This window comes from Mesorhizobium sp. HAY1-8B, assembly GCF_056868045.1.
On record NZ_CP200321.1, the window covers coordinates 5,038,921 to 5,064,371 of the forward strand.

The window sequence follows — 25,451 nt, forward strand, 5'->3', positions numbered from 1 at the left end:
ATCAACCCGAGCGATTGGCGATCACCGATCGGTCCGGATTGAAACGCGCGACTTGGCGACGCTACGGAAAATACCGGGCAATCGCGCCTTTCTTGCCTTCTGCGTAAGGCTTCAGCCACTTGTCGTCGACCGAAATCCCGTCATCGGCGGAAGGCCCTTTGCCGATCGTCCTTCGCCAGGCGCGGAACTTGTAGTGGTCGAAGACGTCGAGCATGTGCACGGCATAGGCCGCGGCAAATGTCTTGTCGCCTTCCACGATCACCAGGTTCTCGTCGTTTTCGTAGGACGCCTTGTAACCGAGGTTGTGGCTGCCGGTGATGACGGTGGCGTTGTTCTCCATCGGATCGATGATGACGATCTTGTCGTGCACGATGGCATGGCCGACGGTCAGCACCTCCGCCTGGAAGTCGCGCGCGATCGTGGCGCCGGTCAGGTTCGCCGCCCGCACTATGGAGACATTCGGCGCTTCCCAGACCTTCTCCGGATACACGAAGGGCGCCTTGCCGTCCTTGTTCGACTTGTGGGTGACCGGATCCTTGGTCGGAGCGACATAATTGGGCATTGCGGTTTCATCGCTGATCGCGCCTTGCACGATCAAATTCGGATCCGCCTTCGCCGCCGCGACGGCCTGGTCGACAATCGAGTTTTCGCCAAGCAGCGAAGGATTGAACACCAGGAACAGCACCGCCCGCTTCGCCGCCTTGATGCGTGCGAAGACATCTTCCAGATCCACCGGTCGCACCGAGATATCCTTCTTGCTGCGCTTCGGGTCGTTCGGGGAGAACCAGACTGTCATGCCGTCCAGCGCCGAGGTCGCCCCGTTCCGCGGATTGGGCAAATGGTTATCCCTGCGGAACGGCACGCCTTGCATCTGCGCGACGTGCCCGGCAGCGGTTTCGCTGGCTGGCGGAGGAAACACGTCCGCCTTCATGCGCTGCCAATAGTCGTTGAAGACCTCGGCCATCGCGGGATCGTCACGGACGAAGGCATTGTTGGATTGTCCGCAAATGCCCGTCGAGGTCCAGTTGGTGCTGCCGGTCATCACCGCCAGCGGCTTGCCCTGCGCATCGCGGTAGACGGCGAATTTGTTGTGGCCGATATGGTTGTTGTTGAACAGGCGGTCCGTCACCACCACGCCCGCATCGCGCAGGCGCTGCCTGTACCGAAAGTTGCCGGCATCCCAAACCTCGGTCTTGTCGTCTTCGGCCGCGTCTGGAAGCTTGCCCTTGCCGGAATTGGAAAGGATAACCTCGATGACATCCTTCGCGGCGATGATAGCGTCACACAATTCGTCATCACCAAGCTCATAGAGGGCAAGCCTGACCGTGCCGCCCTCGGTCCTGGCCCGTTTCAGGAGACTGGTCAGTACATCGGGCACATCGCCATGCAGATAGGTGCGTATCTTGCTGGTCGGGTCCTGAAGGATCGCGGCGATCTTCTCGCGCTGCCCCACCTTGATGCCGGCTTCCTGCAACGCGTGCGACATCCATTGCGTCGACAGCACGCCATTGGTGAAGGCGACGCGTGCCTTGCCGAACATCTGGCCAAGGAAGATCGGCGGGCTGACGGCACCCTGGCCGAGATAGCCGAGCGGCCGCGATGGCCCCGTATAGGCGGGTTTGCCGTCGACGACCTGATCGGGGCGCACCGGCACCGGATCGAGGCCCGGCTTCATGTCGCCAACGGGACGCACCCGGTAGGCGATCATCTCGCCGTCCGGTCTGACGTCGATGCTGTCGCGCCGTCGCCGCACGGTCAGATCGCGCCAAAATGTCTTCTGCACCGGCCAGACGCCGGTGTCCTGCGGAATCCATCGCGGATTGCGCTGCCCCTTGAACGGCACCCAGGACGCCAGGCAGCGCTCTTCGCCTGTGTCTGGATAGAGGCGCACGATCTCGAAACCGAGGCAACCCGGGATCATCCCGTCAAGATCCCAGGAAAGGAACGCGACTTCGTTGTTTGTCGCGGCACGCACTTTGACGACGTCAGGCATGACTGCCCCCTCCAAAGACGTTAAGCGCCGAAGTATATCAGAAGTAAAAGACGGAAGTGTAACGCACTCCACGTCAGCCTCTATCCCGCCTGCCGCCCGCGGGCATTTCCCGGCGAGCCGGTTTGGCCAAGGCGAATGTCGTAGCCACGCGGCTGCCGTTCCGGCATGTCGCTTCCCTCGCCCTAGTGGTCGCCACCTCCGCAATGGCCGGCGGGCCGCCGGTCCATTATGCCGCCCGCCATTCGCATCCTACGAGGACCATCATGACCGCCGCCCTAAACCCTGCAGAACCGGCCCTGGCACCCGACCGTGCCCGCCGTGGCGGCCGTGCCGGAAAGCGAGCCGGAGGCTCGGCCGCGTTCGAGCAGCCGCCGTTTCGGCAGCTGAAGATCCCGCTGCAACCCACGAAGCTGGTTTCGGACGACGAGCTGGAGTCGATCCACCTCACCTCCTTGCGCGTGCTCAAGGAAATCGGCGTCGACGTCCTACACGACGAGGCCCGGCGTATCATGAAGGCGCATGGCGCCGATGTGCGCGAAGGCTCGGAACGCGTTCGCTTCGACAGCGACATGATTCTCGAACTCGTCTCGCATTGTCCGTCCGAATTCACCATCCATGCCCGCAATCCCGCGCACAATGTCCGCTTCGGCGGCGATAATCTGATCATCTCGATGATGGCGTCGGCACCCAATTGCTCCGACATCGACCGTGGCCGCCGGCCCGGCAACCAGGCGGACTACCGCAATTTCCTGCGCCTTGCGCAGATGCACAACATCCTGAACTGCACCGGCGGCTATCCGGTCGAGCCGACCGATATCCATCCATCCGTCCGCCACCTCGAATGTGTTCGCGACCTCGCAATGCTGACCGACAAGGTGTTCCACATCTATTCGCTCGGCAAGGAACGCAATGTCGACGGCATTGAGATCACCCGCATCGCGCGCGGCATCAGCCACGAGCAACTGCTCGAGGAGCCGTCCGTCTTCACCATCATCAACACCAATTCGCCGCTCAAGCTCGACGTGCCGATGATGGAAGGCATCATCCAGATGTCGAGCAAGGGCCAGGTCGTCATCGTCACGCCCTTCACCCTGTCGGGTGCGATGGCGCCTGTGACCATCGCCGGTGCGCTGGTGCAGCAGAATGCCGAGGCGCTGTCGGGCATTGCCTTTGCCCAGATGGTGAAGAAGGGTGCGCCTGTCGGCTATGGCGGCTTCACTTCCAATGTCGACATGAAGTCCGGTTCGCCGGCCTTCGGCACGCCCGAATACATGAAGGCACAGCTTGTCGGCGGCCAGCTTGCCCGCCGCTACAACATTCCCTATCGCACATCCAACACCTGCGCCGCCAATACGGTCGACGCGCAGGCGGCCTATGAGAGCGTGTTCTCGCTGTGGGGCGCCATCCAGGGCGGCGGCAACCTGATGATGCACGCGGCCGGCTGGCTGGAGGGCGGCCTGCGCTGCTCCTACGAAAAGACCATTCTCGACATCGACCTCTTGCAGATGGTGGCGGAATTCCTGACCCCGCTCGATTTGTCGGAAGAAGCGCTAGGCTTCGACGCCATCCAGTCGGTTGGCCCAGGCGGCCACTTCTTCGGCACCCAGCACACGCAGGACCGCTACAAGACCGCGTTCTACTCGCCGATCCTTTCCGACTGGCGCAATTTCGAGACCTGGGCGGAAGCCGGCTCGCCGACGGCAATGGAAAAAGCCAACAAGGTCTGGAAAGAGCGGCTGGCCGCCTATGACGAGCCCTACATGGATCCGGCGATCCGCGAGGAACTCAACGACTTCGTCCAGAAGCGCACGGCCGAAGGCGGCGCGCCGACCGATTTTTGACCGTGCTTGGCGTGCGTCGTCACGCCAGCGACCGAAACCTCTGATTCAATTTACGCAAAAACGGACCTATCTTCATGAAATCCCATGTAAAAGCGGTTGTCATCGGCGGCGGCGTCGTCGGCTGCTCGGTGCTCTATCACCTGGCCAAGGCTGGGTGGACCGACATCATGCTGATCGAACGCTCGGAGCTCACCTCTGGCTCGTCCTGGCACGCGGCCGGCGGCTTCCATACGCTGAACGGCGACCCCAACGTCGCCAAGCTGCAGGCCTACACCGTGCAGCTCTACAAGGAGATCGAGGAATTATCAGGCCAGTCCTGCTCGCTGCACCTGACCGGCGGCGTGATGATGGCCGATACGCCCGAGCGCATGGACTTCCTGCGGCTCGCGCACGCCAAGGGCCGCTATCTCGGCATGGACACCGAGCTGATCACGCCTTCGGAAGCCAAGGCGATGTTCCCGCTGATGGATGAGACGAACTTCGTCGGCGCCATGTGGGATCCGGTCGAAGGCCACCTCGATCCCTCCGGCACCACCATTGCCTACTCCAAGGCGGCCAAGAAACTCGGCGCCGAGATCGTGCTGCGCAACCGCGTCGTCGACCTGACGCAGCAGCCCGACGGCACCTGGAACGTGGTCACCGAACAGGGCACTGTCCATGCCGAGCACGTCGTCAACTGCGGCGGCCTGTGGGCGCGCGAGATCGGCCGCATGGTCGGCGTCGAGCTGCCGGTTCTGGCGATGGAGCACATGTACCTCCTCACCGAGCCGATGCCGGAGGTCGAGGAATTCAACAAGTCGACCGGCCGCGAGATGATCGGCGTGCTCGACTTCAAGGGCGAGATCTACACCCGCCAGGAGCGCAACGGCATCCTGCTCGGCACCTATGAAAAGGCCTGCAAGCCGTGGTCGCCGGTCAACACGCCTTGGGATTTCGGCCATGAATTGCTGCCGCCGGACCTCGACCGCATCGCGCCGTCGCTGGAAATCGGCTTCAAGCATTTCCCCGGCATCGAAAAGGCCGGCATCAAGCAGATCATCAACGGCCCCTTCACCTTCGCGCTCGACGGCAACCCGCTGGTCGGCCCGGTGCAGGGCCTGACCAATTTCTGGTGCGCCTGCGCCGTCATGGCCGGCTTCAGCCAGGGCGGCGGCGTCGGCCTCGCTCTGTCCAACTGGATGGTGCATGGTGATCCCGGTTTCGACGTCTGGGGCATGGATGTCGCCCGCTTCGGCGAATGGGCCGGCCTGCGCTACACCAACGCCAAGGTGCGCGAAAACTATTCGCGTCGCTTCTCGATCCGCTTCCCGAACGAGGAACTGCCGGCAGCGCGTCCAGCGCAGACGACGCCGCTCTACGACACCATGCTCGCTAACAACGCCGTTATGGGCAACTCATGGGGCCTGGAAACCCCGCTGTGGTTCGCGCCGAAAGGCAAGGAGCCAAAGGACATCGTCTCGTTCCACCGCTCCAACGATTTCGGCCCGATTGGCGAGGAAGTCCGCGCCACGCGCGAGCGCGTCGGCGTGACAGAGATCGCCAACTTCGCCAAATACGAAGTGTCGGGACCGGGAGCGGAAGAGTTCCTCAACCGGCTGATGACCAACCGCATGCCGAAGACCGGGCGCATCGTGCTCACCCCGATGATCAACGAATTCGGCAAGCTGATCGGTGACTTCACCATCGCCAAGGCCGGTGACGACCGCTTCATGATCTGGGGCTCGTCCGCGGCGCAGAAATACCATATGCGCTGGTTCGAAAAGCACCTGCCGAAGGACGGTTCGGTGCGCATCCATCGCTTCGACCAGACGCTGGTCGGCCTGTCGATCGCCGGATCCAAATCCCGCGACCTCTTGCAGAAGCTGGTCGATGTCGACATCTCGACCAAGGCTTTCCGCTTCATGGATTTCCGCGAGATGGCGGTCGGCGGCGCGCCCTGCATGGTCAACCGCATCACCTATACCGGCGACCTCGGCTACGAGATCTGGATGGCGCCGGCCTACCAGCGTTTGGTGTACAAGGCGATCAAGGACGCCGGCGAGGAATTCGGCCTGGTCGATTTCGGCATGCGCGCGCTGCTGTCGATGCGTCTTGAGAAGAACTTCCCGACCTGGTTCCGCGAGCTGCGGCCGATCTACGGGCCGTTCGAAGGTTCGATGGACCGCTTCATCAAGCTCGAGAAGAACGACTTCATCGGCCGCGAAGCCGCCGCCAAGGAACAGGCGGAAGGCCCGAAACTGCGCCGTGTCTCCTTCATCGTTGATGCCGCCGATGCCGACGTGATGGGGGACGAACCGATCTGGGCCAAGGTCAGCAAGGATTTTGGCACGGTGGACAAGCCGCATGGCTATGGCGCGCCCCGCTTCGACGACAAGGGCAAGGAAGTGCGTGGCTCCAAGGCTGCCGAGGGCGCTTCGGCCGTGCGCGGCATCATCGACGGTGACTGGCGCGTGGTCGGCTGGGTGACGTCGGGCGGCTATGCCCATTATGTCCAGAAGTCGATGGCACAGGGTTATGTGCCGGCGGCGCTTGCCGAGGACGAAAGCGCCGGCCTGTTCGAGATCGAGATTCTTGGACATCGGCGTCCGGCCCGCATCAATGTCGAGGCGCCTTTCGACCCGAGCGGCGAGAAGATGCGGACCTGAGGTTCGACAATGGACAGCGCGGCGCCAAAGGGGAGCTTCGGCCGCCATCGCAAGATCATGCCTTTCGAGCCTGGCTCGATCGAGGAATTGCGCGAAGGCTCCCGCCAGAAGGCGGCTTCGCTCAACCAGCATGTGCTGGGCTATGGCGTCCAAGCTGAAGCAGAATGGGCGGCAGCGGGCATTGCCGCCCCCGATCTTCCGGCTATGCGCAAATACCGGCTGGAACGCATCCGCGCCGAGCTGAAGCGCCGCGGCTATGCCGGCGCCCTCCTCTACGATCCGGTCAATATCCGCTATGCGACCGACAGCACCAACATGCAACTGTGGGTGGCGCACAACCCGACGCGGCATTGTTTCGTCGCCACCGAAGGCCCGGTGGTGCTGTTCGACTATTTTTCCTGCGAGCATCTGTCCGACCATTCCGGCGTCGTCGACGAAGTGCGTCCAGCTATCTCGTGGATGTATCTCTATGGCGGCGAACTGACGGAGCAGAAAGTCCGCCGCTGGGCCGCAAGCATTGCCGATCTGGTGAGAGAGCATGGCGGCGGCAACAGCCGCATCGCGGTCGATCACATCAATCCGGAAGGCGTCGAGGAACTGGTGCGGCTTGGCATCTCCATCGGCAATGGCGAAGCGGTGATGGAGAATGCCCGGCTGATCAAATCGCCGGACGAAATCCTCGCCATGCGCCGTGCCATCGTCGCCTGCGAGGCGGCAATGGGCGAGATGGAACAGGCGCTGAAGCCGGGCATCTCCGAGAACGAATTGTGGGCCGAACTGCATCGCGGCAACATTGCGCGCGGCGGGGAATGGATCGAGACGCGGCTGCTGGCGTCGGGCCCGCGCACCAATCCTTGGTTCCAGGAATGCTCGTCGCGCGTGATCGAAGCGGGCGACCTCGTCGCCTTCGACACCGACCTGATCGGCCCCTACGGCTTCTGCGCCGACCTGTCGCGCACCTGGCTTTGCGGCGACGCAAAGCCGACCAACGAGCAGCGCGACCTCTTCCGCATCGCCGCCGACCAGATCGAACACAACACGCAACTGATGCAGCCTGGCATTTCGTTCCGCGATCTTGTCGAGCGCTCGACGGTGCCACCGGGAGACTGCTTCCCGACACGCTACGGCGTCCTCTACCACGGCGTCGGGTTGGCCGACGAATACCCCACGCTGCCACATGCCAGCGACTGGACGCCAGACACGCCCGACGGCGTGCTTGAACCGGGCATGGTACTGTGCGTGGAAAGCTATATCGGCCGGCTGGGCGGGCGCGAGGGCGTCAAGATCGAGGAACAGATCCTGATCACCGAGAGCGGCAACGAGCAGCTCTCAACCTACCCGCTGGATGCGAGGCTGCTCAGCTAATCCAGCGAGAGCTTCGCGCATTGCCTTGACTGTCTTTTCCGGCGTCGTCCGGGCGGTGATGAAAGGCAGACCCTTGCGCCGTGCCGTCCAGCCGACAATGGCGACCTCGCGGGCGGCCGGCTCGAAACGCTGCGCCAGCGCCCAGCTTTCGCAGTCGATCGCAGCGATATCCGCCTTGCCCTCGGCGACAGTGACGATCGACGCGCGATGACCGCCGCTTGCGCTACGCGCCGAAAAGATATCGAGGCTTTCGCCGGCCGCGTGCAGGTCGCGCGTCAGTCCGATGATGCCCGACATCGAATCGAGACCGTTGAACGTGAAGCGCTTGCCACGCATCAGATCTAGTGGGAGCAAGGCCTTGCCGTCCGCGGGCGAGCGAACCTCCGGCCCCTCGCCCGTCCGCATCACCAGCGCACTGGAATAGAGCTCGCTTTGCCCGCCTTCATAGGCGTCGTAGCTCGGCTGGCCGACCACTTGCACATGGCTCGACAGGCCAAGCTCCATCGGCCCCCAGCAGGTCTGCGCGAACAGCAGCGCCGGGTGCAGCCAGAGCTTGTGAAAATCGAGTTCATCCGGCGGCAATGTCACCGGATCCGGCGCGATCAAGGCTCCCTGGGCATCGCGGATGCCGCCCGGCACGGGCGACAGGTCGCCATTGCGGCGCACGAGGGTCTGCGGCGCATCGATGCCCTTTTGACGGAAGGCGTCCCGCAGCAGCGCCCATTGCGCGTCGACCTCGCCGCGCACCTCGGGCCAGTCATACATTGGCAATGCCGCAATCGATTCACTCATGCCGATATCAAATCATCCTGTCCGAGAGAGGATCGCAAAACGCGGTGTCCAATCAGAATTCGCCGACACGTATCCCGGGATGCCCGGACTATTCCTTGGGCGGCTCGGCGGGCACCGGCGCGGTGCCGAGTCCGTTGATGTTGCGGGCCCGGATGCGTGGCTTGAATGCCCGGCCGTGCTCAGGCGCACGACGCAGCACCGGGTGCACGATCGGCTCCTTTGCCTTGAAGGCATAGGCTTTGATCAGCGCGAAATAATTCGGATAGGCATAGCCATTGTTCATCCGCAGCCACTCGTCGCGGCGCTCGCGAAACAGCTTGGGCAGCCTGTACCAGGCCACTGTCGGGGTCTTGTGGTGGACGAAGTGCAGGTTGTTGTTCAGGAACAGGAACGACAGCGGCGAGCGCTCGATGATCACCGTCCGGCCTTCCGGGTGCTCGGACCACTGATGCTCGGCAAAGGTGCGGATCGCGATCAGCGACTGACCCAGCCAGACCGGTGCCAGAATGTAGAGCCAAAGCGGAATGCCGAAGCCGAACTGCACGATCGGCGCCACGATGGCGAGGCCGATCGCATGCAACAGCCAGGCTTTGCGGATCGCCTTGTCGCCAGCCATGATCTGCTTGGCGTCGTCGATGAAAAAGCCGATGCAGGACAGCCAGGGGCCGAGGAAGAACCGGCCGGCCATGGTGTTGTTGACCTTGAGCAGGAATTTCATCGTCGACGGCAATTCGTCGTGCTGCCACAGCGCCTGATAGTAGCTTTCCGGATCGTCCAGCGGATCGGTCAGCCGCTCGTCGGCATGGTGGCGCAAGTGCAGCGTCTTGAAGCGCCGGAACGGCCAGACAAGACCGATCGGCAGGAAGACGAAGGCTTCGTTGATCAACGCATTGCGCGTCGGATGGCCATGCAGCACTTCGTGCATGATCGACGACTGAAGCGCCAGGACAAAGCCGAGGAGAAAGAGCGCCACGATGGGATAGGAAGGCCAGAGCAGGAAACCGGTGGCAAGCCACGTTCCGTAACAGAAGAAAGCGAGAACCGTGGTCGGCCACTCGATGGCCGGTGCGTTTCGTCGCTTGATGCTCTTGCCTGTCATGCTATCGACCACTGCCCCTCAGTCGCCGGAACCCCAAATGGTTCCTGACAACATAGTGTCAGGAGAAATGATTCCACTCAACGCGACAAAGTATACAAAATGTTGCGATTGCGCATTTTTGACCGCACATGTTACACATTGTAAACAACCTTAGGGATTCATTTACGCCTGAGACGGCTCCCGGGCCGCTTCGGCGCAAATTTTTCCTCAACATTCGGAGGACCGGACGATGGACAAACGCGACCTGTCAGCAATCTTTCGGGAGCGTCTGAGGCTGCTCCTGACACGATCGGATCTCAACCAGTCTGCCTTCGCTTCAGCGGTCGGCATCGACCGGTCGGCACTGTCGCAGCTGATGTCGGGCGCTTCGACGCGCCTGCCGAGGGCAGAAACGCTGCTCAACATCGCCGCTGAATTCAAAGTCTCGCTCGACTGGCTGCTCGGCCTCAGCCAGGACGAAGGCGTAACCGGTGAAATCCGTGAAAGCCTGGAAATCGAGGAAGCGCCCGACGGTTTCGACCGCACGCTGCTCGCCAAATGGTTCGCCGAGGCCGCTGGCACCAAGATCCGCTACGTGCCGGCCGGCATCCCCGACCTGCTGCGGACCCGCGCGCTGGTCGACTACGAGGCCAACATCACCAACAGGAGCCGCCTGGCGCAGGCCAGCGAGACGCAGTACCGCATCGAATACAACCGGCGCCCGGAAACCGACATGGAAGTCTGCATGCCGCGCCACACGCTGGAGATTTTCGCTCGCGGCCTCGGTGTCTGGGACCGTTTTCCGGAGGCCGATCGCCAGCAGCAGCTCGCCCATATGGCGACGCTGCTTGACGATCTCTACCCGACCTTCCGGCTGTTTCTCTATGACGGCCGCATGCGCTATTCGATCCCGCTCACCATCTTCGGGCCCTATCGCGCCGCCATCTATGTCGGTGACATGTATGTCGTGCTGAACGCCACCCAGCCGGTTCAGGCGCTGACCCAGCACTTCGACAACCTGATCCGGGCCGCCGACGTCAACCCGCACGAGGCCGCCGCCTTCGCGCGCAATCTGGCCGGCATGACGTTCCCGTCGGGCTCCGCCTGATCGACGACCATCGCGGTTATAGAGCAGCTCGTCGCTTGCAAATCATTGACTAGACATAAAGACTTCTTTATATCCTTATTCGAATTAGAAATATGAAAGCCAATCCGATGACGACGACCAATCCGATCGATGCCCTGCTGGCTGAAAAGGGCGTGCTGCTGGCCGATGGCGCCACGGGCACCAATTTGTTCGCCATGGGTCTGGAGGCCGGCGAGGCGCCGGAACTGCTCAACGAGACCGCGCCCGCCACCATCACCAGCCTGCACCAGAATTTCGTCGATGCCGGCGCCGACATCATCCTGACCAACTCCTTCGGCGGCACCCGTCATCGGTTGAAGCTCCACCATGCGCAGGACCGTGTTCATGCGCTGAACAAGCGCGCCGCCGAGATTGCGCGGGCCGTTGCCGACAAGGCCGGCCGCAAGGTGATCGTTGCCGGCTCCGTTGGCCCGACCGGTGAATTGCTGGTGCCGCTCGGCGCCATGACCTATGACGAGGCGGTCGACGCCTTTGCCGAGCAGATCGAGGGTCTCAAGGAAGGCGGCGCCGAAGTCGCGTGGATCGAGACCATGTCGGCACCCGACGAAATCCGCGCCGCCGCCGAGGCCGCAATCCGCGTCGGCCTGCCCTACACCTATACCGGCTCCTTCGACACGGCCGGCCGCACCATGATGGGCCTGTTGCCGAAAGACATCCATGGCGTCGCCGATGGCCTGGCGCAGGCCCCGCTCGGTGTTGGCGCCAATTGCGGTGTCGGCGCCTCCGATATCCTGGCCTCGCTGCTCGACATGACCGAGGCGAAGCCGCAGGCGACGGTGATCGTCAAGGGCAATTGCGGCATTCCCGAATTCCGCGGCACCGAGATCCATTATTCCGGCACGCCGGAATTGATGGCCGACTATGTCCGTCTCGCCGTCGATGCCGGCGCCAAGATCATCGGCGGCTGCTGCGGCACATCGTTCCAGCACCTTGCCGCCATGCGCAAGGCGCTCGACGCCCATACCAAAGCCAGCCGCCCGACGGTCGAGACGATCGTCGAGCGCATCGGTCCGATGCGCAACAAGGTGGCGACGGAAAACACCACCGAGACCAGCGAAGCCCGCCGCGAACGCCGCCGCAGCCGGGCCTGAAGCAATATCTTTGGGTTAATCGCTATTGTCGGCGTAGCTCGACTGCGCCGACTTGAAATCGACCAGATTGTCGCCGCGCATCGTCATCAGAGCACCGGATGAACCCGGGTCGGTGATCTGTTCCAGCATCAAGCGGAAGCGATCGTTGGTCAGCGCCGACATTGCGGTGTCACGCGCCTGCGCGACATCGTCGCTGATGCGTCTGGTTTCGGCTGACAGGGCTGATGAAGTCGGCGAAGCGTCCCGCGCCGGCGGCAGCGAGTTGGCGATAGTCTTGATCTGCAATTCCGGCTCCCTCAAGCCCTGTAAACAAGCCCGGTGTAACAAGAGGACATTGCGATCCGGTACCGGAAATACCGCGCAATTTAACGATCATGTGGGTCAAGGCCGCGCCTTGGAATCTGTCGAGATTCAGGTCAGGCCGGTCTCACCTGAATATCAATAGATCCGAAAAAAAGGCCGGCAAGGGTAATATCCCTCGCCGGCCTGCCTCACCCGCCCGTAGGCCGATTTCCCGTATCAGAACGATCCCATCTGAAAGAAACCGGCCGTATCACCACTACCGGTTGCCGCCCAGCGCCGAGGCAAGGCGCACAAGCGAGAGGAACTCCGACCTGTACCCAAACGGGTCGGCTCCTCGAGCGGCGGTGGCGATCTCCATGATCTTGTCGTAACCGAACTTCGCGGTCGCATCCTCGTCGCGCAGCTTCTGGCCAAAAGCCGCGACCGCGACGGAGAAACGCTGGTCGGTGCTGGCCTCGTCGAAGGATGCCACCTCGTTGGCTGATGTCACCGGCGTGGTGATCAGTTTCGAGACGTCCTCGTTGGGCAGCTTGTAGCGAATCTTGACGAAGGCATATTCATCCGCGTTGGCGACACCGCCATTGTTGACCGTGGCCTGGCCATAGCGTAGCGGGTCGATCTGCTCGCCGCCGCTGCCCTTCGGCGTGATCTCGTAGATCGCGGTGACCGAATGGCCGGAGCCGATGTCGCCGGCATCGACGCGGTCGTTGTTGAAATCCTCGCGGTTGAGCGCCCGGGTCTCGTAACCGATCAGGCGATATTCGGAGACCTTGTTCGGGTTGAACTCGACCTGGATCTTCACGTCCTTGGCGATCGGGAACAGCGTCGAAGAAGCGTCTTCGACCAGCACCTTTTCAGCCTCGGCCAGCGTGTCGATATAGGCCGCCGTGCCGTTGCCGTTCTGGGCAATGGTCTGCATCATCTGGTCGTTCAGATTGCCGCGGCCGAAGCCGAACACCGACAGGAAGACACCGGTCTTGCGCTCGCTCTCGATCAGCCGTTTGAGGTCGTCATCGTCGGTCTGGCCGACATTGAAGTCGCCGTCGGTGGCAAGCATCACCCGGTTGATACCGTCCTTGACGAAGGACTGCCCGGCAAGCTTGTAGGCCTCCTTGAGGCCGGCCTCGCCGGCGGTCGAGCCACCAGGCTGCAAATTGTCGATGGCATTGAGGATCTTGTCCTTCTCGGCAACCTTGGTCGGCATCAGCACGGTGCCGGCGTCACCGGCATAGGTGACGATCGAGATCGTGTCGTCGGCCTTCAGCTTGCTCACCAGCAGCCGGAACGCCGATTTGAGCAGCGGCAGCTTGTCGGGTTCATCCATGGAGCCCGAGACGTCGATCAGGAAGACCAGATTGGCCTTGGGCTGCTCGGTCGGCTTGATATCGAACCCCTTGATGGCGACGTGCATCAGCCTAGTGTGCGTGTTCCATGGGGTCGGCATGACGCTGACCGTCGAGTTGAACGGTGTCGACGCCGAGTCCGGCCCCTTCCAGTCATAGGGGAAGTAATTGATCATCTCCTCGACGCGCACCGTGTCGGCCTGCGGCACGAAGCCTTGCTTCAGGGAACTGCGCACGAAGGAATAGGATGCCGTGTCGACATCGATCGAGAAGGTCGAGACCGGATCTTCAAGTGCGGCGTGCACCGGATTGGTCTTGAAATCCTGGACGCGGTCGCGGTTCTCCTCTTGCGGCGCGATCTGGTCGGCCGGTGCCATGGCCGGCTGCTGCGGTGCCATCAGCTTGGACTGGGCCGCGGGCATGCGGGCGACCCGCGATGTGCTGGGCGTGCTCACAGTTCCGTCCAATGCGAATTCACCCGTCGGCGCCGGCGGTGCCGGCTCGGCCACTATCCCGCGCTCCGCGGCAGTCTGCTGAGCTGAGCCACCGGCCTGGGCGGATTCGGGTTTCGGCGGAGCGGCCGGCGCGACAAGCGCATCGGCGGCGTCGCGGCTTTCCACATCGGTATCGGCCTTCTTGTCCTTCGCCAGTTCGGTCGGAGCCTGCTTCGGCTCTGCCACGATTGGCTTCACGGTCGCCGGCTTGTTAGCCAGCGTCTCGGTGATCTTTTCGTCGCCGCCGAATTTGGGCGGCTGTTCCCTCAGCAGATGGAAGGTGGCGTATCCGGCGATCGGCAGGGCGACGAGCCCGGCAAGGGCCGGCGTGGCGATGAGTTTCTTTTGCATGATCTCGCTCCAGAGCTTTTGTGCTCGCTCTGTGAGACGAAGACCGCCGACTGATCCTTGGGTGACGGCAGAAATATTTTCCTGATCATAGGCCCGCATGGCGGCCTCGAAGGCGCGCGCCTTCGCGCTCTCGCCCGGCACCGGCGTTGCGATATCGCGCAGTCTCTTGAGTTCGTTGTCGTCGACCATGGTCACACTTCCCCGGCCGAGCGCATCAGCGTCTTCAGCCGTTTCTTCGCTTCATGGATGTGCCAGGAAACCGTCGCCTCCGAGATCGCCATCGCCTCTGCGGCGGCCGCGTGGCTCAGGCCCTCGCCATAGACAAGCAGCACGGCGTCGCGCTGCTTGTCCGGCAGTTGCCGCACCGCCGCCCACAGCGCCTCGGCCGGGTCTTCCGGTTCGGCCGGAGCCTCGCCCGAAATCAGCGCATGAACGCCGTAGGCCTCGGTCTTGGCCATGTCGCGGGCGGATTTGCGCATCATGTCGCGCGCGGCGTTCAAGGTCACGGAGTAAAGCCATGTCGTGAAGGCGCCGCCGCCGCGATAGTCGCGGATCGCCCGGCCGAGCCGGACGCAGACTTCCTGGGCGATGTCTTCGGCATCGGCCTTCTTGCCGCACCAGCGATAGGCGGCGCGATAGACGAAGTCGTAGTGACGCTCCAGCAATTTGCCGAAGGCCCCCCTGTCTCCGCCCTTCGCCCGCCCGATCAGTTCGGCGTCGGAGGCTTCGCTCTCATCCAGCATCATCGCCATCATTTGCCTGTTGGACGAAGGCTAATGGCCAATCCTTGGGGTGATGCAAAGATTTTTTTCAGCCCAGCGCTTTGACGCTCAAATCGCCTGCCGGGACGGCTTCACATCCGGCGCAAGAAAGAGTGACCCGCTGGCATCAAGCATGGTGCTGGCAATTCCATATCGACTCGGGTCTCTGGTTCTCTTGCCACAGTCCAACAAAGAGATGGTCGCGGTCAGAACGTCGACATGTCCGAACCGGAAACACCATCGGCCCCCAGCTGCTCGCAGCTGTTCTGGATTTTCACACGCATCGCCCTGACCAGTTTCGGCGGTGGATTGAGCGGCTGGCTGCTCCGGGAATTTGTTCAGAGCCGCAAGTGGATGACGCAGGAGGAATTTCTCAACGGCCTGTCGATTTCCCAGGCGCTCCCGGGTGTGAACGTCAAGAACATGGCTGTCTGGATCGGCTATCGGCTGCTTGGCTGGCGTGGCGCCGTTATTGGCTTTGTCGGCATTATCGTCCCGCCTGCGATCGTCATAGTCCTGTTGGGAACGGTATTCTCTTCACTGTCGCGCTATGCGCTGACACATGTTGCGCTAACCGGAGCCGCGGCGGCGGCCGTTGGCCTATCGCTCTCAATGGGCATCACGGCCGCGCGAGCGGTGCCTCGAAACGTTGTTCCCATGACGATCATGGCCGGCACATTCATTGCCGTTGCACTTCTGCACTGGCCGCTTTTCTGGGTCGTTCTCGCGGCTGGGACAGTAAGCGTCGCCTACACCTACGCCAAGGCAGGTTGATGAGCGAGACCCCACACACATCGTTGTTGCTGAGCTTGCTGGCGGTATTTGCTCCGCTCTCCCTCGTCACCATCGGCGGCGGGCAGAGCGCCATCGCCGATATCAACCGGCAGGTCGTCGACGTCCATCAGTGGCTTAGCCAGGCGCAATTCGTCGACGCCTTCGCCATTTCGCGCATGGCCCCGGGTCCGGGATCGCTGCTGGTTACGCTGATCGGCTGGCAAGTCGCGGGTTTTTGGGGCGCCGTCGTTTCAACGCTGGCAATTTTCGGTCCAACCACCTTTCTGATCTACGCGGTCGCTCATCTGTGGTCCCGCAACGGCGGCGCGCGCTGGAAGCGAGCGCTGGAGACAGGGCTCCGGCCAGTCGCCGCGGGGATGATCCTCGCGGCGACCTACGTGTTGCTGCAGGCGATAGATGGCGGCTGGGTCGCGCGCGCCATCGCATTGGCATCAACAGCCACGCTTCTTCTGACCAAGGTCAATCCGCTGCTTTTGATCGGCGCAGGCGTGGCTATTTTCATCGGACTTCACGCTATCGGCCTCGCTTAGGCGAGCCGCACGACGGCTCAGATCAGTGTTTCGGCAAACAGCGTGATCAGCCTTTGCCAGTGCCGCTCGGCGCCGGCTTCGTTGTAGACGCTATGATCCGGCACGCACCAGCCATGCGCCATGCCGATATAGTTCTCGATCGTGTGGTCGACTTCCGCGTTCCGCAGTGCCTCCTCCAGCCGCGTCGACTGTTCCGGTGGGAAACTCCTGTCGACGCCGGCCATGCCGACATAGACGCGTGCCTTGATCGACACGGCCTTTCGGTGCGGGCTGTCGGCGGCGTCGCTGGCGAGATTGCCGCCATGAAAACTGGCGGCGGCCTTGATCCTTTCGGGATAGGACGCGGCGGCGTTCAGCGCCCGCGCGCCACCCATGCAATAGCCGACTGTGCCGACAGGCCCGGTGACGCCTTCGCCAACGAGCGCATCAAGAAAGGCCGCGCTGTCGCTGATCGTCATCTCCTGTGTCGTGCCGGTGACCAACGCCATCAGCGCTGCCTTGGTCTTTTCCTCGACGAAGGCGGTCTTGGCATCGAACGGCCCGTAAGGCGCGTTGCGGTGGAAGAGATCGGGCACCAGCACCGCATAACCTTCACCCGCCAGTCGCTCGGCCATGCCGTCGAGCGCCGGGCGTGGACCGAACGCATCCTGGTAGACAATGACGCCGGCCTTGGCTGGAGAGTTCTTGGCCGAGCGAAACAGGCCCGCCTTCGCCACACCGTCACGGGTCTTGATCTGAAGGTCCTGCTTCGTCATTGCCTGCTCCGTTGATCAGATCAGCGATACATATCCGCGCAAACCGCCACGGCAAGGCGTTCCCTGAGCCCCTTGGTCAACATTTCGTGCAGGCGTGACGCGTTGGCGAGTGTCCGAGGCAGCGACTTGGAAGGCCTGGCTCAGCCTTCCCCCTCGATGCGCATGGTCCTGGCGCCGACATGCAGCGCACGTCCGGCGCCGAACCCCATGATGGCGGCACCCAGGCCAAGCGCGACGAAGAGGAAGGCAGATTCCGCGAAACTGCCGGTCCAGCCGCGGATCAGGCCGACCAACAGCGGGCCGGTTGCCGCAAGCACATAGCCCACGCCTTGCGCCATGCCCGAAAGATGCGCGGCGACATGCGAATCCGGCGAACGTAGAACGATCAGGGTCATGGCGGCAGCGATCAGGCCACCTTGCCCAATGCCTTGCAGGACCGCCCAGAAAAGCACGGTCGAGGTCGGCGCGAAGAGAATGCCGAGCAGCGCGACCACCGCTATGCCGACAAGCGCCACGTTGATGCCGCGCTGGTCCTTGAGCCGTACCGCGACGGAAGGCACGGCAAGGCAGGTGATGACCTGCGCCATGACGGACACCGACGCGATGGCGCCGGCGGTGCCCGCGTCGAAGCCGCGCTCGCGCAGGATCGGCGCCAGCCAGCCGAAGATGCAATAGGCAAGCGCCGACTGCAGCCCCATGAACAGCGTCACCTGCCAGGCCAGGCGATCGCGCCACAGGCCGACGACGCGAAAGCCGCGATGGCTGACCTGTCGCCGGCTGCCCAGCGCTTGCGGGATCCAGATCAGCAGCACGACCAATGTCGGCACCGCCCATGCGGCGAGCGCGCCCGACCATGAGCCCGTGACAAAATGTTCGATCGGCAGGGTGAGGCCGGCGGCAGCGGCTGAACCGGCGCACAGGGCCATCGTGTAGAGCCCGGTCATGACGGCGACGCTGCCGGCAAAATCGCGCTTGACCAGCCCCGGCAGCAGCACGTTGCCGATCGCGATGGCGCCGCCGGCAAGGAAGGTGGCGACAAACAGCAGCGGCACCGAGCCGAACCAACGCAGCCCGGTTCCCAGCGCCAGCAGCGCAAGCGCGCCAAGCAACGTGCGTTCAGCCCCGTAGCGTTGGGCAAGCCTGGGCGCAAAGGGGGCGAAAAGGCCGAGACACAAGACCGGAAGCGTGGTCAGCAGGCTGGCGCCAGTCGTCGAAAGACCGGTCGCCTGCATCACCTCGGGCAGCAGCACCGACAGGCTGGAAAATAGTGGCCGCAGGTTGAAGGCGATCAGCACAAGGCTGGCGCCAAGCGCGATGCGCGCGGCACGGCTGCGCAGTTCGGGCGGCTGCGGCTTCGGCAAGCTGTCGGCTTCGGCATCGATGAGATCCAGCCCCTCGACGGCCTTGGATTGCGCCGTCGGAGCGGGCTGACGAAACGTCTGGTTCATTGGGAAAGCAGTCTTTCAAGTTGGGCAAGCACCGGCGCCATGAAAGCGCGGACGGCGGAAACCGCACGGTCGGGGTCACCCGCGGCTATGGCGTCGACGATTGCCGCATGCGCCTGCTGGTCCGGCTCGGGCAGTTCGCCGTCGATGGTGGCGTGGATGGTTTCGGTGATGGCCGCGGTGAAGAAGTCGTAGAGCTCCATCATCGCCTTGTTGCCGGAAGCCGCGACGACCGACTTGTGGAAGGCGAGATCACGCCGGATGAAGGCGTCGCTTCCACCGTCGGCAACGGTGCCGCGTTCGGCAAGCAGTTGGCGCATCCGCTCGAGATCGGCGGGTGTGCGGCGCAAGGCGGCAAGCCGTGCGGCCTCCAGGTCCAGCGCTGCCCGCGCCTCCCACTGGTCGCGCAAGCCGGTGCGCTTGACGCGGTCGAGCGCGGCCGATGAATCGACGGTCGAGCGCACATAGGTGCCCGAACCCTGGCGCGTGTCCAGCAATCCTTGCGAGACCAGCACCCTCACCGCCTCGCGCACCGTGCCGCGGCTGACCGACAGCAGGTCACTGAGAGCCGCCTCATTGGGAATGCGCTCGCCCACGCCCCAGCGGCCGCCGACGATTTCGGCACGCAAGCTCCCGGTTGCGCTGTCGGTAAGATTCGTTCGGATGGCAGGTTGCATGGGCCTATTCATCAAGTCATATGATGACTTGATGAATAGGCTTGCTTTCGCCTGCCGTCAAGATTCACATCAGCAAGTCCAAGCGCCACGCAATGGCGACGATCAGCTCCCGGCCCGTGCGAAGCTCGCCATATGGAAGGCCTGAACGTCCGGCGGATAACGATAGGCGGCGCCATAGGGACAGGCATTGCGGTCGAGGCAGCCGCCGCTCCGGCACGGTTCGCCATTCCCGCCACGCACATGCGCCAGGCAGGCCTGGTAGGCGAAGCCCTCCCTGGAATAGGCATCGACCGGACAGGATTTCAGGCAAGGTTTCTCGACACAGGCGTCGCAAAGGTGAATTGCCGCGACCTGCTCTGGAAGCGCGATCTCGTCCTCGAACAGCAACGCGCCGCGATAGGCATGCCAGAGCCCGTATTGTGGATGCATGAGAATACCGAGCGGCGACGGTTTTAGCCCCTCCGCACGCATCGCCCATTGCTGGAACGGCAGATAGGGCTTGTCCGAGGGCGAAACGGCACGGGCGCCAAATTTTTCCGCGATCGCGCCAATTATTTCGCGTGACCATGTGTCGAGCGGATTGGCGATTGCCTGGGGTTGTTGCTCTCGCCAGCGCAGGAAATGCCGCCAGGGTGCGGCACCCGCCTGCCCCACCAGCAGGATGGATCTTGCCGGTGCACCCGATGCGCCATGAGGGGCATCATTATCGGGGAAAACGAAACCGCCGCGCAGGATCAGGCCGTTGGCGCCAAGCGCGGCCGTGATCCCGTCGATCATGCCGCGCGCAAGAATCATCCCTTCTTGTCCGGATCGGAGAATGCACTCCGCCAGACTTCCTTGTGGATGATGTTGGCGACTTTAGCCCCGCCTGACTCGGGCTCCTTTCAGGTGAAGGCGTCGGGCATCGACCCCTTCTTCCTGGCGATGAAGTCCTTCAGGGCTTCGTCGATGCTCGGATCGAGATGCGGCGCCTCGTAGCTCTCCAGCCAGCGGCGGGCGAGTTCGTTGGCGCGCTGCGGCGCGGTCTTTTCGCCTTCGGCCAACCACTGTTCATAGGAATTGTTGTCGGCGATGTTGGAGCGATAGAAGGCGGTCTGGAAATTGGCCTGGGTGTGGTCGCAGCCGAGATAATGGCTGCCCGGCCCGACCTGGCGGATGGCGTCCATCGCCTGGCCGTTCTCCGACAGATCGACGCCCTCGGAGAATTTCTGCTGCATGCCGAGCTGGTCGACGTCCATCATGAATTTTTCATAGCAGGATGCCAGCCCGCCCTCGAGCCAGCCCGCCGAATGAAGCACAAAGTTGGTGCCGGCAAGGATGGTCGAGTTCAGCGTGTTGGCGCTTTCATAGGCGGCCTGCGCATCCGGAACCTTGGACGCGCAGAGCGAACCGCCGGTGCGGAATGGCAGACCGAGACGGCGTGCGAGTTGCGCCGCGCCATAGGAGACCAGCGACGGTTCGGGCGTGCCGAAGGTTGGCGCGCCCGACTGCATCGAGATCGACGAGGCGAAGGTGCCGAACAGCACCGGCGCGCCCGGCCGGATCAGCTGCGTGAACGATGCGCCGGCCAGCACTTCGGCCAGGACCTGCGTCAGCGTGCCGGCGACCGTCACCGGGCTCATCGCGCCGGCAAGGATGAACGGTGTGACGATGCAGGCCTGGTTGTGCCGCGAATAGACCTTCAGCGCGCCGAGCATCGTCTCGTCGAACACCATCGGCGAGTTGGCGTTGATCAGGCTGGTCAGCACCGTATTGTTCTCGACGAAATCGTCACCGAAGACGAGCTTGGCCATCGCCACCGTGTCCTCGGCGCGCTCCGGCGCGGTCACCGAACCCATGAACGGCTTGTCCGAATATTTGATGTGCGCATAGACCATGTCGAGGTGGCGCTTGTTGACCGGCACGTCGACCGGTTCGCACACAGTACCGCCGGAATGGTGGATTGACGGCGCCATATAGGCGAGTTTCACGAAATTCCGGAAATCCTCGATCGTCGCATAGCGCCTGACACCATCGAGGTCGCGCACGAAGGGCGGGCCGTAGACCGGTGCGAACACCGTGGCATTGCCGCCGATCTGCACCGAGCGTTCTGAATTGCGGGCATGCTGTGTATAGACCGACGGCGCGGTCTTCAGCAGCGAACGGCAAAGACCCTTCGGGAAATGCACGCGCTCGCCCTTGACGTCGGCGCCGGCCTCTTTCCAGAGCTGCAGCGCTTCGGCGTCGTCGCGGAAGATGATGCCGATTTCCTCGAGCACCGTGTCGGTGTTCTTCTCGATCAGCGCCAGCCCTTCCTCGTCGAGCACCTCATAGACGTTGATCTTGCGCTTGATGTAGGTGAGCTGGGTGCCGGGCCCGCCACCGGAGCGCGCCGCGCGCCTGGCCGCCGCTCCGCCGCTGGCGCCGCGCCCACGCCGCGCGTTTGACGCTTCCTGGTCGACTGCCGCGTGTTCGCTCATGATCGCTCTTCCCTGAATATGGCCTGGCCTACTATGGGCCGGTCCGTAACCGTTGCGGCCGCATGGCGCGGCTTTCGCCGGATCGTAGCCATGCACCCTATTCGAAACGGCCCGTCCGCGCCAACGCCTGTCGCAAAATCGACAAGAAAACCAGTAGATTTTCCAGTCGCTTTCCTTTTGCGGGAAGTCGCAAATCAGCTATGGATACCCGCCCGTTGCGGGTTAGGTATGAACGCCAATATTTTGTGCCTTGCGACACAGTCGCGATGCCGTGAGGAGCTGGATTAAAATGTCCGACGACGAGATCATCCTTTCTGAACTTTCCGACGACGAGTTGGTGCAGCAGATGCACGACGACCTCTATGACGGGTTGAAGGAAGAGATCGAGGAAGGCACGCGCATCCTGCTGGAGCGTGGCTGGGCACCTTACAAGGTACTGACCGAGGCGCTTGTCGAAGGCATGCGCATCGTCGGCGAGGATTTCCGCGACGGCATCCTGTTCGTTCCCGAGGTGCTGCTGTCCGCCAACGCCATGAAGGCCGGCATGTTCATCCTGCGGCCACTGCTGGCCGCCACCGGTGCGCCGAAGCAGGGCAAGATGGTGATCGGCACCGTCAAGGGCGACATCCACGACATCGGCAAGAACCTGGTCGGCATGATGATGGAGGGCGCAGGCTTCGACGTCATCGACCTCGGCATCAACAATGCGGTCGAGAAATATCTCGATGCGATCGAGCAGCATCAGCCCGACATCATCGGCATGTCGGCGCTGCTCACCACGACCATGCCCTACATGAAGGTTGTCATCGACACGATGAAGGAAAAGGGCATCCGCGACGACTATGTCGTGCTGGTTGGCGGCGCCCCGCTCAACGAGGAATTCGGCAAGGCCGTCGGCGCCGACGCCTATTGCCGCGATGCCGCGGTGGCGGTCGAGACCGCCAAGGACTTCATGAAGCGCAAGCATAACGTGCGCGCTTCCGCCTGATCCAAGGCATCAGGATGGACAGACAGAAAAAGCCGCGCCTTGCAGCGCGGCTTTTTTGTTCCCAGATGATGGACGAGGCTGCCGATCAGTTGGCGACAGTGTCCTTGACCGCCCTCGCCGTCGATTTGACGTCCTTGCCGACGCCGCGGACGGTGTTCGCGCAAGCGGAAAGGGCCAGGGCACAGGCAAGAATGGCAATCGGTGCGATGCGAAGCAGTTTCATGGACGGTGTCTCCCTCGAAAGATAAATTAGCCCCGCAGCGAAAGCCGGCTCGACTTGGTCAAGACGCAAAAAACGAAACCGAATAAGACAGACAGGCTCCTCGTCATCGCCTGCGGGATGATTGCGCGCGAGGTATTGGCCGTCAAGGAACAACTCGGGCTGGATCACCTTGACCTGACCTGCCTGCCGGCCGAGTTTCACTTCTATCCCGACCGCATCGCGCCCGCCATGGACAAGGCGATCGGGAAGGCCAAGGCGGAGGGCTACGACCACATCTTTGTCGGATATGCCGATTGCGGCACCGGCGGCCTGCTCGACCGCGTCATCGAGAAACATGGCGTCGAGCGCATGGCCGGCCCGCATTGCTTCGCCTTCTATCAAGGCATGGAAGCCTACGCGAAGGTTGCCGACGACGACATGATGTCCTTCTACATGACGGATTTCCTCTGCCGCCAGTTCGATGCTTTCTTCATGAAGCCGCTCGGCCTCGACAAGCACCCGGAACTGATCAAGGACTATTTCGGCAATTACGAGAAGCTGATTTATCTCGCCCAGACCGATGATCCCGAACTCGACAAGGTCGCGGAAAAAGCAGCCGCCCTGCTCGGCCTCGCCTATGAGCGGCGCGCGACCGGCTATGGCGACCTGACCGCGGGAATGGCGCAGGCGGCGAAGGTCGCCTGAGCGCAATCTAGCCTGGCCCGTTCTCCGCCCTCAGCGCCGCCAGCACATCGGCAAAGCTCGTCCTGCAGACAAAACCCAGCCAGTCCCTCGCCCGCGACGCGTCATAGACGCGGTCGATGGAGGAAAACATCGTCCAGCCCTTGCGCGCGTAGAGGGCCGCGAAGTCCGGGAAATAGCGCGAGACGACCGATGGCGCGTCCCTGATCAGCGCGTCGCAGTCGTCGGACCGGAACGGTGTAGGCGCGGACACGATGAAGATGTCGAAGCCAAGCTGCGGCGCCTTCTCCAGCGCGGAGACATGAGCTTGCGCTGCATCTTCCACCGTCAGCCGCCGGAAGAGCAACTCGTTCGCCTTGGTATTGGCATCCGATTGTTCGATCTGATGCGCCATGTCATCGGCTTCGGGAAAGAAGCGGGCCGTGCGCAGGACGACCACCGGCAGGCCGTGCTGAAGATGATAGAGGCGGCAGAGATGTTCGGCCGAGAGCTTGGTGACGCCATAGATATTGCGCGGCTCCGGCGACATCGCTTCGGTCAGCCATGCCGCCTTGCGCGCGCCGCCCTTGAAGCCGTCGCGTATCGCCTGCGAGATCATCAGCGATGTTGTCGAGGTGAAGACGAAGCGCTCGACGCCGGTCGCCACCGCCGCGTCGAGCAGATTGAGTGTGCCCTGCACATTGGTGGCGACGAAATCGCTGTTGGCGCGGCTCTCTATATTGGGCTTGTGCAGCGCGCCGCTGTGGATGATGGCTTCGATATCATTATCCCCGACCGCCCGCATAACCAGGTCACGATCGGCGATCGAGCCGATCATCTGCGTTTCAACAGATGGAACAGGGTCGAGGCCAATCACCTGATGGCCAAGCGCGCGCAAGCGCGGCGCCAGCGCGCCGCCCAGCCAACCCGACGATCCCGTGAGCAAGATTTGCATGCGCACCACCATGATTTTTGACGGTGACGCTGTTAAGCACGGATGACAGGCGCGAGCGACCCGGTAAAGTCAGCCATAAGCCGGCAGAAGCGCCGCTCCGGACATTAACTGCCATTTTCAACTGCCATTTCAGAGACTCGGGGAGTTCCAGATGATCCTTCGCCCACTGCTTGCGGCCATCGGCCTGCTCTGCTGCACCTTGCCCACCCTCGCCGACGGCCAGGTGCAGAAGCTGATCACGCCCGCCGACAAGGCCCGTCTCGACCAGTATGGCGAGACGCGCAAGGCGGCGCTTGCCGAGGCGAAGGCGGGCAATCCGGACGAGGTCAAACAGCTCGATGCCTTGCTGGCGAAGCCGCTGGTGTCGTTCTCCGACAAGGACCTGACCGGCAATTGGAAGTGCCGCACCATCAAGGCAGGCGGGTTGAGCCCGCTCGTCATCTATGGCTGGTTCAAGTGCAAGGTGACCGACGACGGCTCCGGGTGGCGGCTGGAAAAGATCAGCGGGTCGCAGCGAACCCAAGGCCGCTTCTTCGACGACAACGAGAAACGCGCCATCTATCTCGGCTCCGGCTCCGTCAACAACGATCGGGCCAAACCTTACGGCAGCGGTCCGCAGACCGACCAGGTCGGCTATGCCTTCCGCACCAGCGCCAGCGAATGGCGCATCGAACTTCCCGCGCCCTACTACGAATTGAAGCTCGACATCATCGAGTTCAAGCGCTGAGCGTGGTCATCAAGATTTAACCCCCTTCCGGCA

The 25,451-nt window shown here is 62.8% G+C and carries 23 protein-coding genes; 10 read left to right on the forward strand and 13 right to left on the reverse strand.

Going from position 1 to position 25,451, the window contains the following annotated elements:
* Window positions 1-61: 61 nt before the first annotated feature.
* On the reverse strand, window positions 62-1,993 hold the full coding sequence (locus AC1VON_RS24165; protein ID WP_483125104.1) for a phospholipase D-like domain-containing protein: 1,932 nt from the start codon (window positions 1,991-1,993) through the stop codon (window positions 62-64).
* A 263-nt stretch (window positions 1,994-2,256) separates the two neighbouring features.
* Between AC1VON_RS24165 and AC1VON_RS24170 the strand changes: the two genes are divergently transcribed.
* The 3 genes from AC1VON_RS24170 to AC1VON_RS24180 all read left to right on the forward strand — a co-directional run bounded on the left by AC1VON_RS24170 (window position 2,257) and on the right by AC1VON_RS24180 (window position 7,844).
* Window positions 2,257-3,834, forward strand: coding sequence for a trimethylamine methyltransferase family protein (locus tag AC1VON_RS24170; RefSeq protein WP_483125105.1), 1,578 nt, complete (start codon window positions 2,257-2,259; stop codon window positions 3,832-3,834).
* Window positions 3,835-3,908: 74 nt separating this feature from the next.
* The gene (locus AC1VON_RS24175) at window positions 3,909-6,479 is read left to right on the forward strand and encodes a GcvT family protein (RefSeq protein ID WP_483125106.1); all 2,571 of its coding nucleotides are present in this window, start codon (window positions 3,909-3,911) and stop codon (window positions 6,477-6,479) included.
* 9 nt (window positions 6,480-6,488) lie between these two features.
* Entirely contained in the window at window positions 6,489-7,844 is a 1,356-nt protein-coding gene (locus AC1VON_RS24180) for a M24 family metallopeptidase (protein ID WP_483125107.1), read from the forward strand.
* Here AC1VON_RS24180 and AC1VON_RS24185 read toward each other — a convergent pair.
* Entirely contained in the window at window positions 7,809-8,636 is an 828-nt protein-coding gene (locus AC1VON_RS24185) for a phosphate/phosphite/phosphonate ABC transporter substrate-binding protein (protein ID WP_483125108.1), read from the reverse strand. The genes AC1VON_RS24180 and AC1VON_RS24185 overlap by 36 nt on opposite strands.
* 88 nt (window positions 8,637-8,724) lie before the next feature.
* Complete coding sequence (locus AC1VON_RS24190; RefSeq protein ID WP_483125109.1) at window positions 8,725-9,735, reverse strand: fatty acid desaturase; 1,011 nt, start codon at window positions 9,733-9,735, stop codon at window positions 8,725-8,727.
* A gap of 229 nt (window positions 9,736-9,964) precedes the next feature.
* On the opposite strand from AC1VON_RS24190, the gene AC1VON_RS24195 reads away from it, so the two are divergent.
* Together AC1VON_RS24195 and bmt are read left to right on the forward strand one after the other, a co-directional pair.
* Window positions 9,965-10,822, forward strand: coding sequence for a helix-turn-helix domain-containing protein (locus AC1VON_RS24195; RefSeq protein ID WP_140772996.1), 858 nt, complete (start codon window positions 9,965-9,967; stop codon window positions 10,820-10,822).
* 107 nt (window positions 10,823-10,929) lie between these two features.
* On the forward strand, window positions 10,930-11,952 hold the full coding sequence (gene bmt / locus AC1VON_RS24200; protein ID WP_483125110.1) for a betaine--homocysteine S-methyltransferase: 1,023 nt from the start codon (window positions 10,930-10,932) through the stop codon (window positions 11,950-11,952).
* Window positions 11,953-11,967: 15 nt separating this feature from the next.
* On the opposite strand, the gene AC1VON_RS24205 is transcribed toward bmt, so the two are convergent.
* The 3 genes from AC1VON_RS24205 to AC1VON_RS24215 all read right to left on the reverse strand — a co-directional run bounded on the left by AC1VON_RS24205 (window position 11,968) and on the right by AC1VON_RS24215 (window position 15,195).
* Window positions 11,968-12,237 carry a hypothetical protein gene (locus AC1VON_RS24205; RefSeq protein ID WP_483125111.1) on the reverse strand — a complete coding sequence of 90 codons (270 nt, stop codon included), beginning with the start codon at window positions 12,235-12,237 and terminating at the stop codon, window positions 11,968-11,970.
* Between the two features lie 274 nt (window positions 12,238-12,511).
* Window positions 12,512-14,632: a vWA domain-containing protein gene (locus AC1VON_RS24210; RefSeq protein WP_483125112.1), complete on the reverse strand. Its 2,121-nt coding sequence runs from the start codon at window positions 14,630-14,632 to the stop codon at window positions 12,512-12,514.
* A gap of 2 nt (window positions 14,633-14,634) precedes the next feature.
* A complete protein-coding gene (locus tag AC1VON_RS24215; protein WP_483125113.1) occupies window positions 14,635-15,195 on the reverse strand; it encodes an RNA polymerase sigma factor in 561 nt (186 codons plus the stop codon).
* Between the two features lie 228 nt (window positions 15,196-15,423).
* Here AC1VON_RS24215 and AC1VON_RS24220 point away from each other — a divergent pair, with 228 nt between their 5' ends.
* Window positions 15,424-15,978: a chromate transporter gene (locus tag AC1VON_RS24220; protein ID WP_172350085.1), complete on the forward strand. Its 555-nt coding sequence runs from the start codon at window positions 15,424-15,426 to the stop codon at window positions 15,976-15,978.
* Complete coding sequence (locus AC1VON_RS24225; RefSeq protein WP_483125114.1) at window positions 15,978-16,529, forward strand: chromate transporter; 552 nt, start codon at window positions 15,978-15,980, stop codon at window positions 16,527-16,529. The genes AC1VON_RS24220 and AC1VON_RS24225 overlap by 1 nt, the downstream gene beginning before the upstream one ends.
* Before the next feature lie 17 nt (window positions 16,530-16,546).
* On the opposite strand, the gene AC1VON_RS24230 is transcribed toward AC1VON_RS24225, so the two are convergent.
* The 5 genes from AC1VON_RS24230 to AC1VON_RS24250 form a co-directional block, all read right to left on the reverse strand.
* A complete protein-coding gene (locus AC1VON_RS24230) occupies window positions 16,547-17,284 on the reverse strand; it encodes a dienelactone hydrolase family protein (protein ID WP_483125115.1) in 738 nt (245 codons plus the stop codon).
* Window positions 17,285-17,424: 140 nt separating this feature from the next.
* Window positions 17,425-18,732, reverse strand: a complete 1,308-nt coding sequence (locus tag AC1VON_RS24235; RefSeq protein ID WP_483125116.1) for a CynX/NimT family MFS transporter — start codon at window positions 18,730-18,732, stop codon at window positions 17,425-17,427.
* On the reverse strand, window positions 18,729-19,406 hold the full coding sequence (locus tag AC1VON_RS24240; RefSeq protein ID WP_483125117.1) for a FadR/GntR family transcriptional regulator: 678 nt from the start codon (window positions 19,404-19,406) through the stop codon (window positions 18,729-18,731). The genes AC1VON_RS24235 and AC1VON_RS24240 overlap by 4 nt, the downstream gene beginning before the upstream one ends.
* A 102-nt stretch (window positions 19,407-19,508) precedes the next feature.
* Window positions 19,509-20,201 carry a hypothetical protein gene (locus AC1VON_RS24245; protein ID WP_483125118.1) on the reverse strand — a complete coding sequence of 231 codons (693 nt, stop codon included), beginning with the start codon at window positions 20,199-20,201 and terminating at the stop codon, window positions 19,509-19,511.
* A gap of 89 nt (window positions 20,202-20,290) precedes the next feature.
* Window positions 20,291-21,865, reverse strand: a complete 1,575-nt coding sequence (locus AC1VON_RS24250; RefSeq protein ID WP_172350080.1) for a trimethylamine methyltransferase family protein — start codon at window positions 21,863-21,865, stop codon at window positions 20,291-20,293.
* Window positions 21,866-22,154: 289 nt separating this feature from the next.
* Between AC1VON_RS24250 and AC1VON_RS24255 the strand changes: the two genes are divergently transcribed.
* Window positions 22,155-22,853, forward strand: coding sequence for a corrinoid protein (locus AC1VON_RS24255; RefSeq protein ID WP_032930649.1), 699 nt, complete (start codon window positions 22,155-22,157; stop codon window positions 22,851-22,853).
* A gap of 85 nt (window positions 22,854-22,938) precedes the next feature.
* Here AC1VON_RS24255 and AC1VON_RS24260 read toward each other — a convergent pair whose 3' ends face one another.
* Window positions 22,939-23,076, reverse strand: coding sequence for an EncA/B family entericidin (locus AC1VON_RS24260; protein WP_172227922.1), 138 nt, complete (start codon window positions 23,074-23,076; stop codon window positions 22,939-22,941).
* Between the two features lie 54 nt (window positions 23,077-23,130).
* Here AC1VON_RS24260 and AC1VON_RS24265 point away from each other — a divergent pair, with 54 nt between their 5' ends.
* A complete protein-coding gene (locus AC1VON_RS24265; RefSeq protein ID WP_483125119.1) occupies window positions 23,131-23,760 on the forward strand; it encodes a DUF1638 domain-containing protein in 630 nt (209 codons plus the stop codon).
* 7 nt (window positions 23,761-23,767) lie between these two features.
* Here the strand turns inward: AC1VON_RS24265 and AC1VON_RS24270 are convergent, their stop codons facing one another.
* On the reverse strand, window positions 23,768-24,691 hold the full coding sequence (locus AC1VON_RS24270) for an NAD-dependent epimerase/dehydratase family protein (RefSeq protein ID WP_483125120.1): 924 nt from the start codon (window positions 24,689-24,691) through the stop codon (window positions 23,768-23,770).
* A 151-nt stretch (window positions 24,692-24,842) separates the two neighbouring features.
* Here AC1VON_RS24270 and AC1VON_RS24275 point away from each other — a divergent pair, with 151 nt between their 5' ends.
* Window positions 24,843-25,418: a DUF4893 domain-containing protein gene (locus tag AC1VON_RS24275; protein ID WP_483125121.1), complete on the forward strand. Its 576-nt coding sequence runs from the start codon at window positions 24,843-24,845 to the stop codon at window positions 25,416-25,418.
* Window positions 25,419-25,451: the final 33 nt, after the last annotated feature.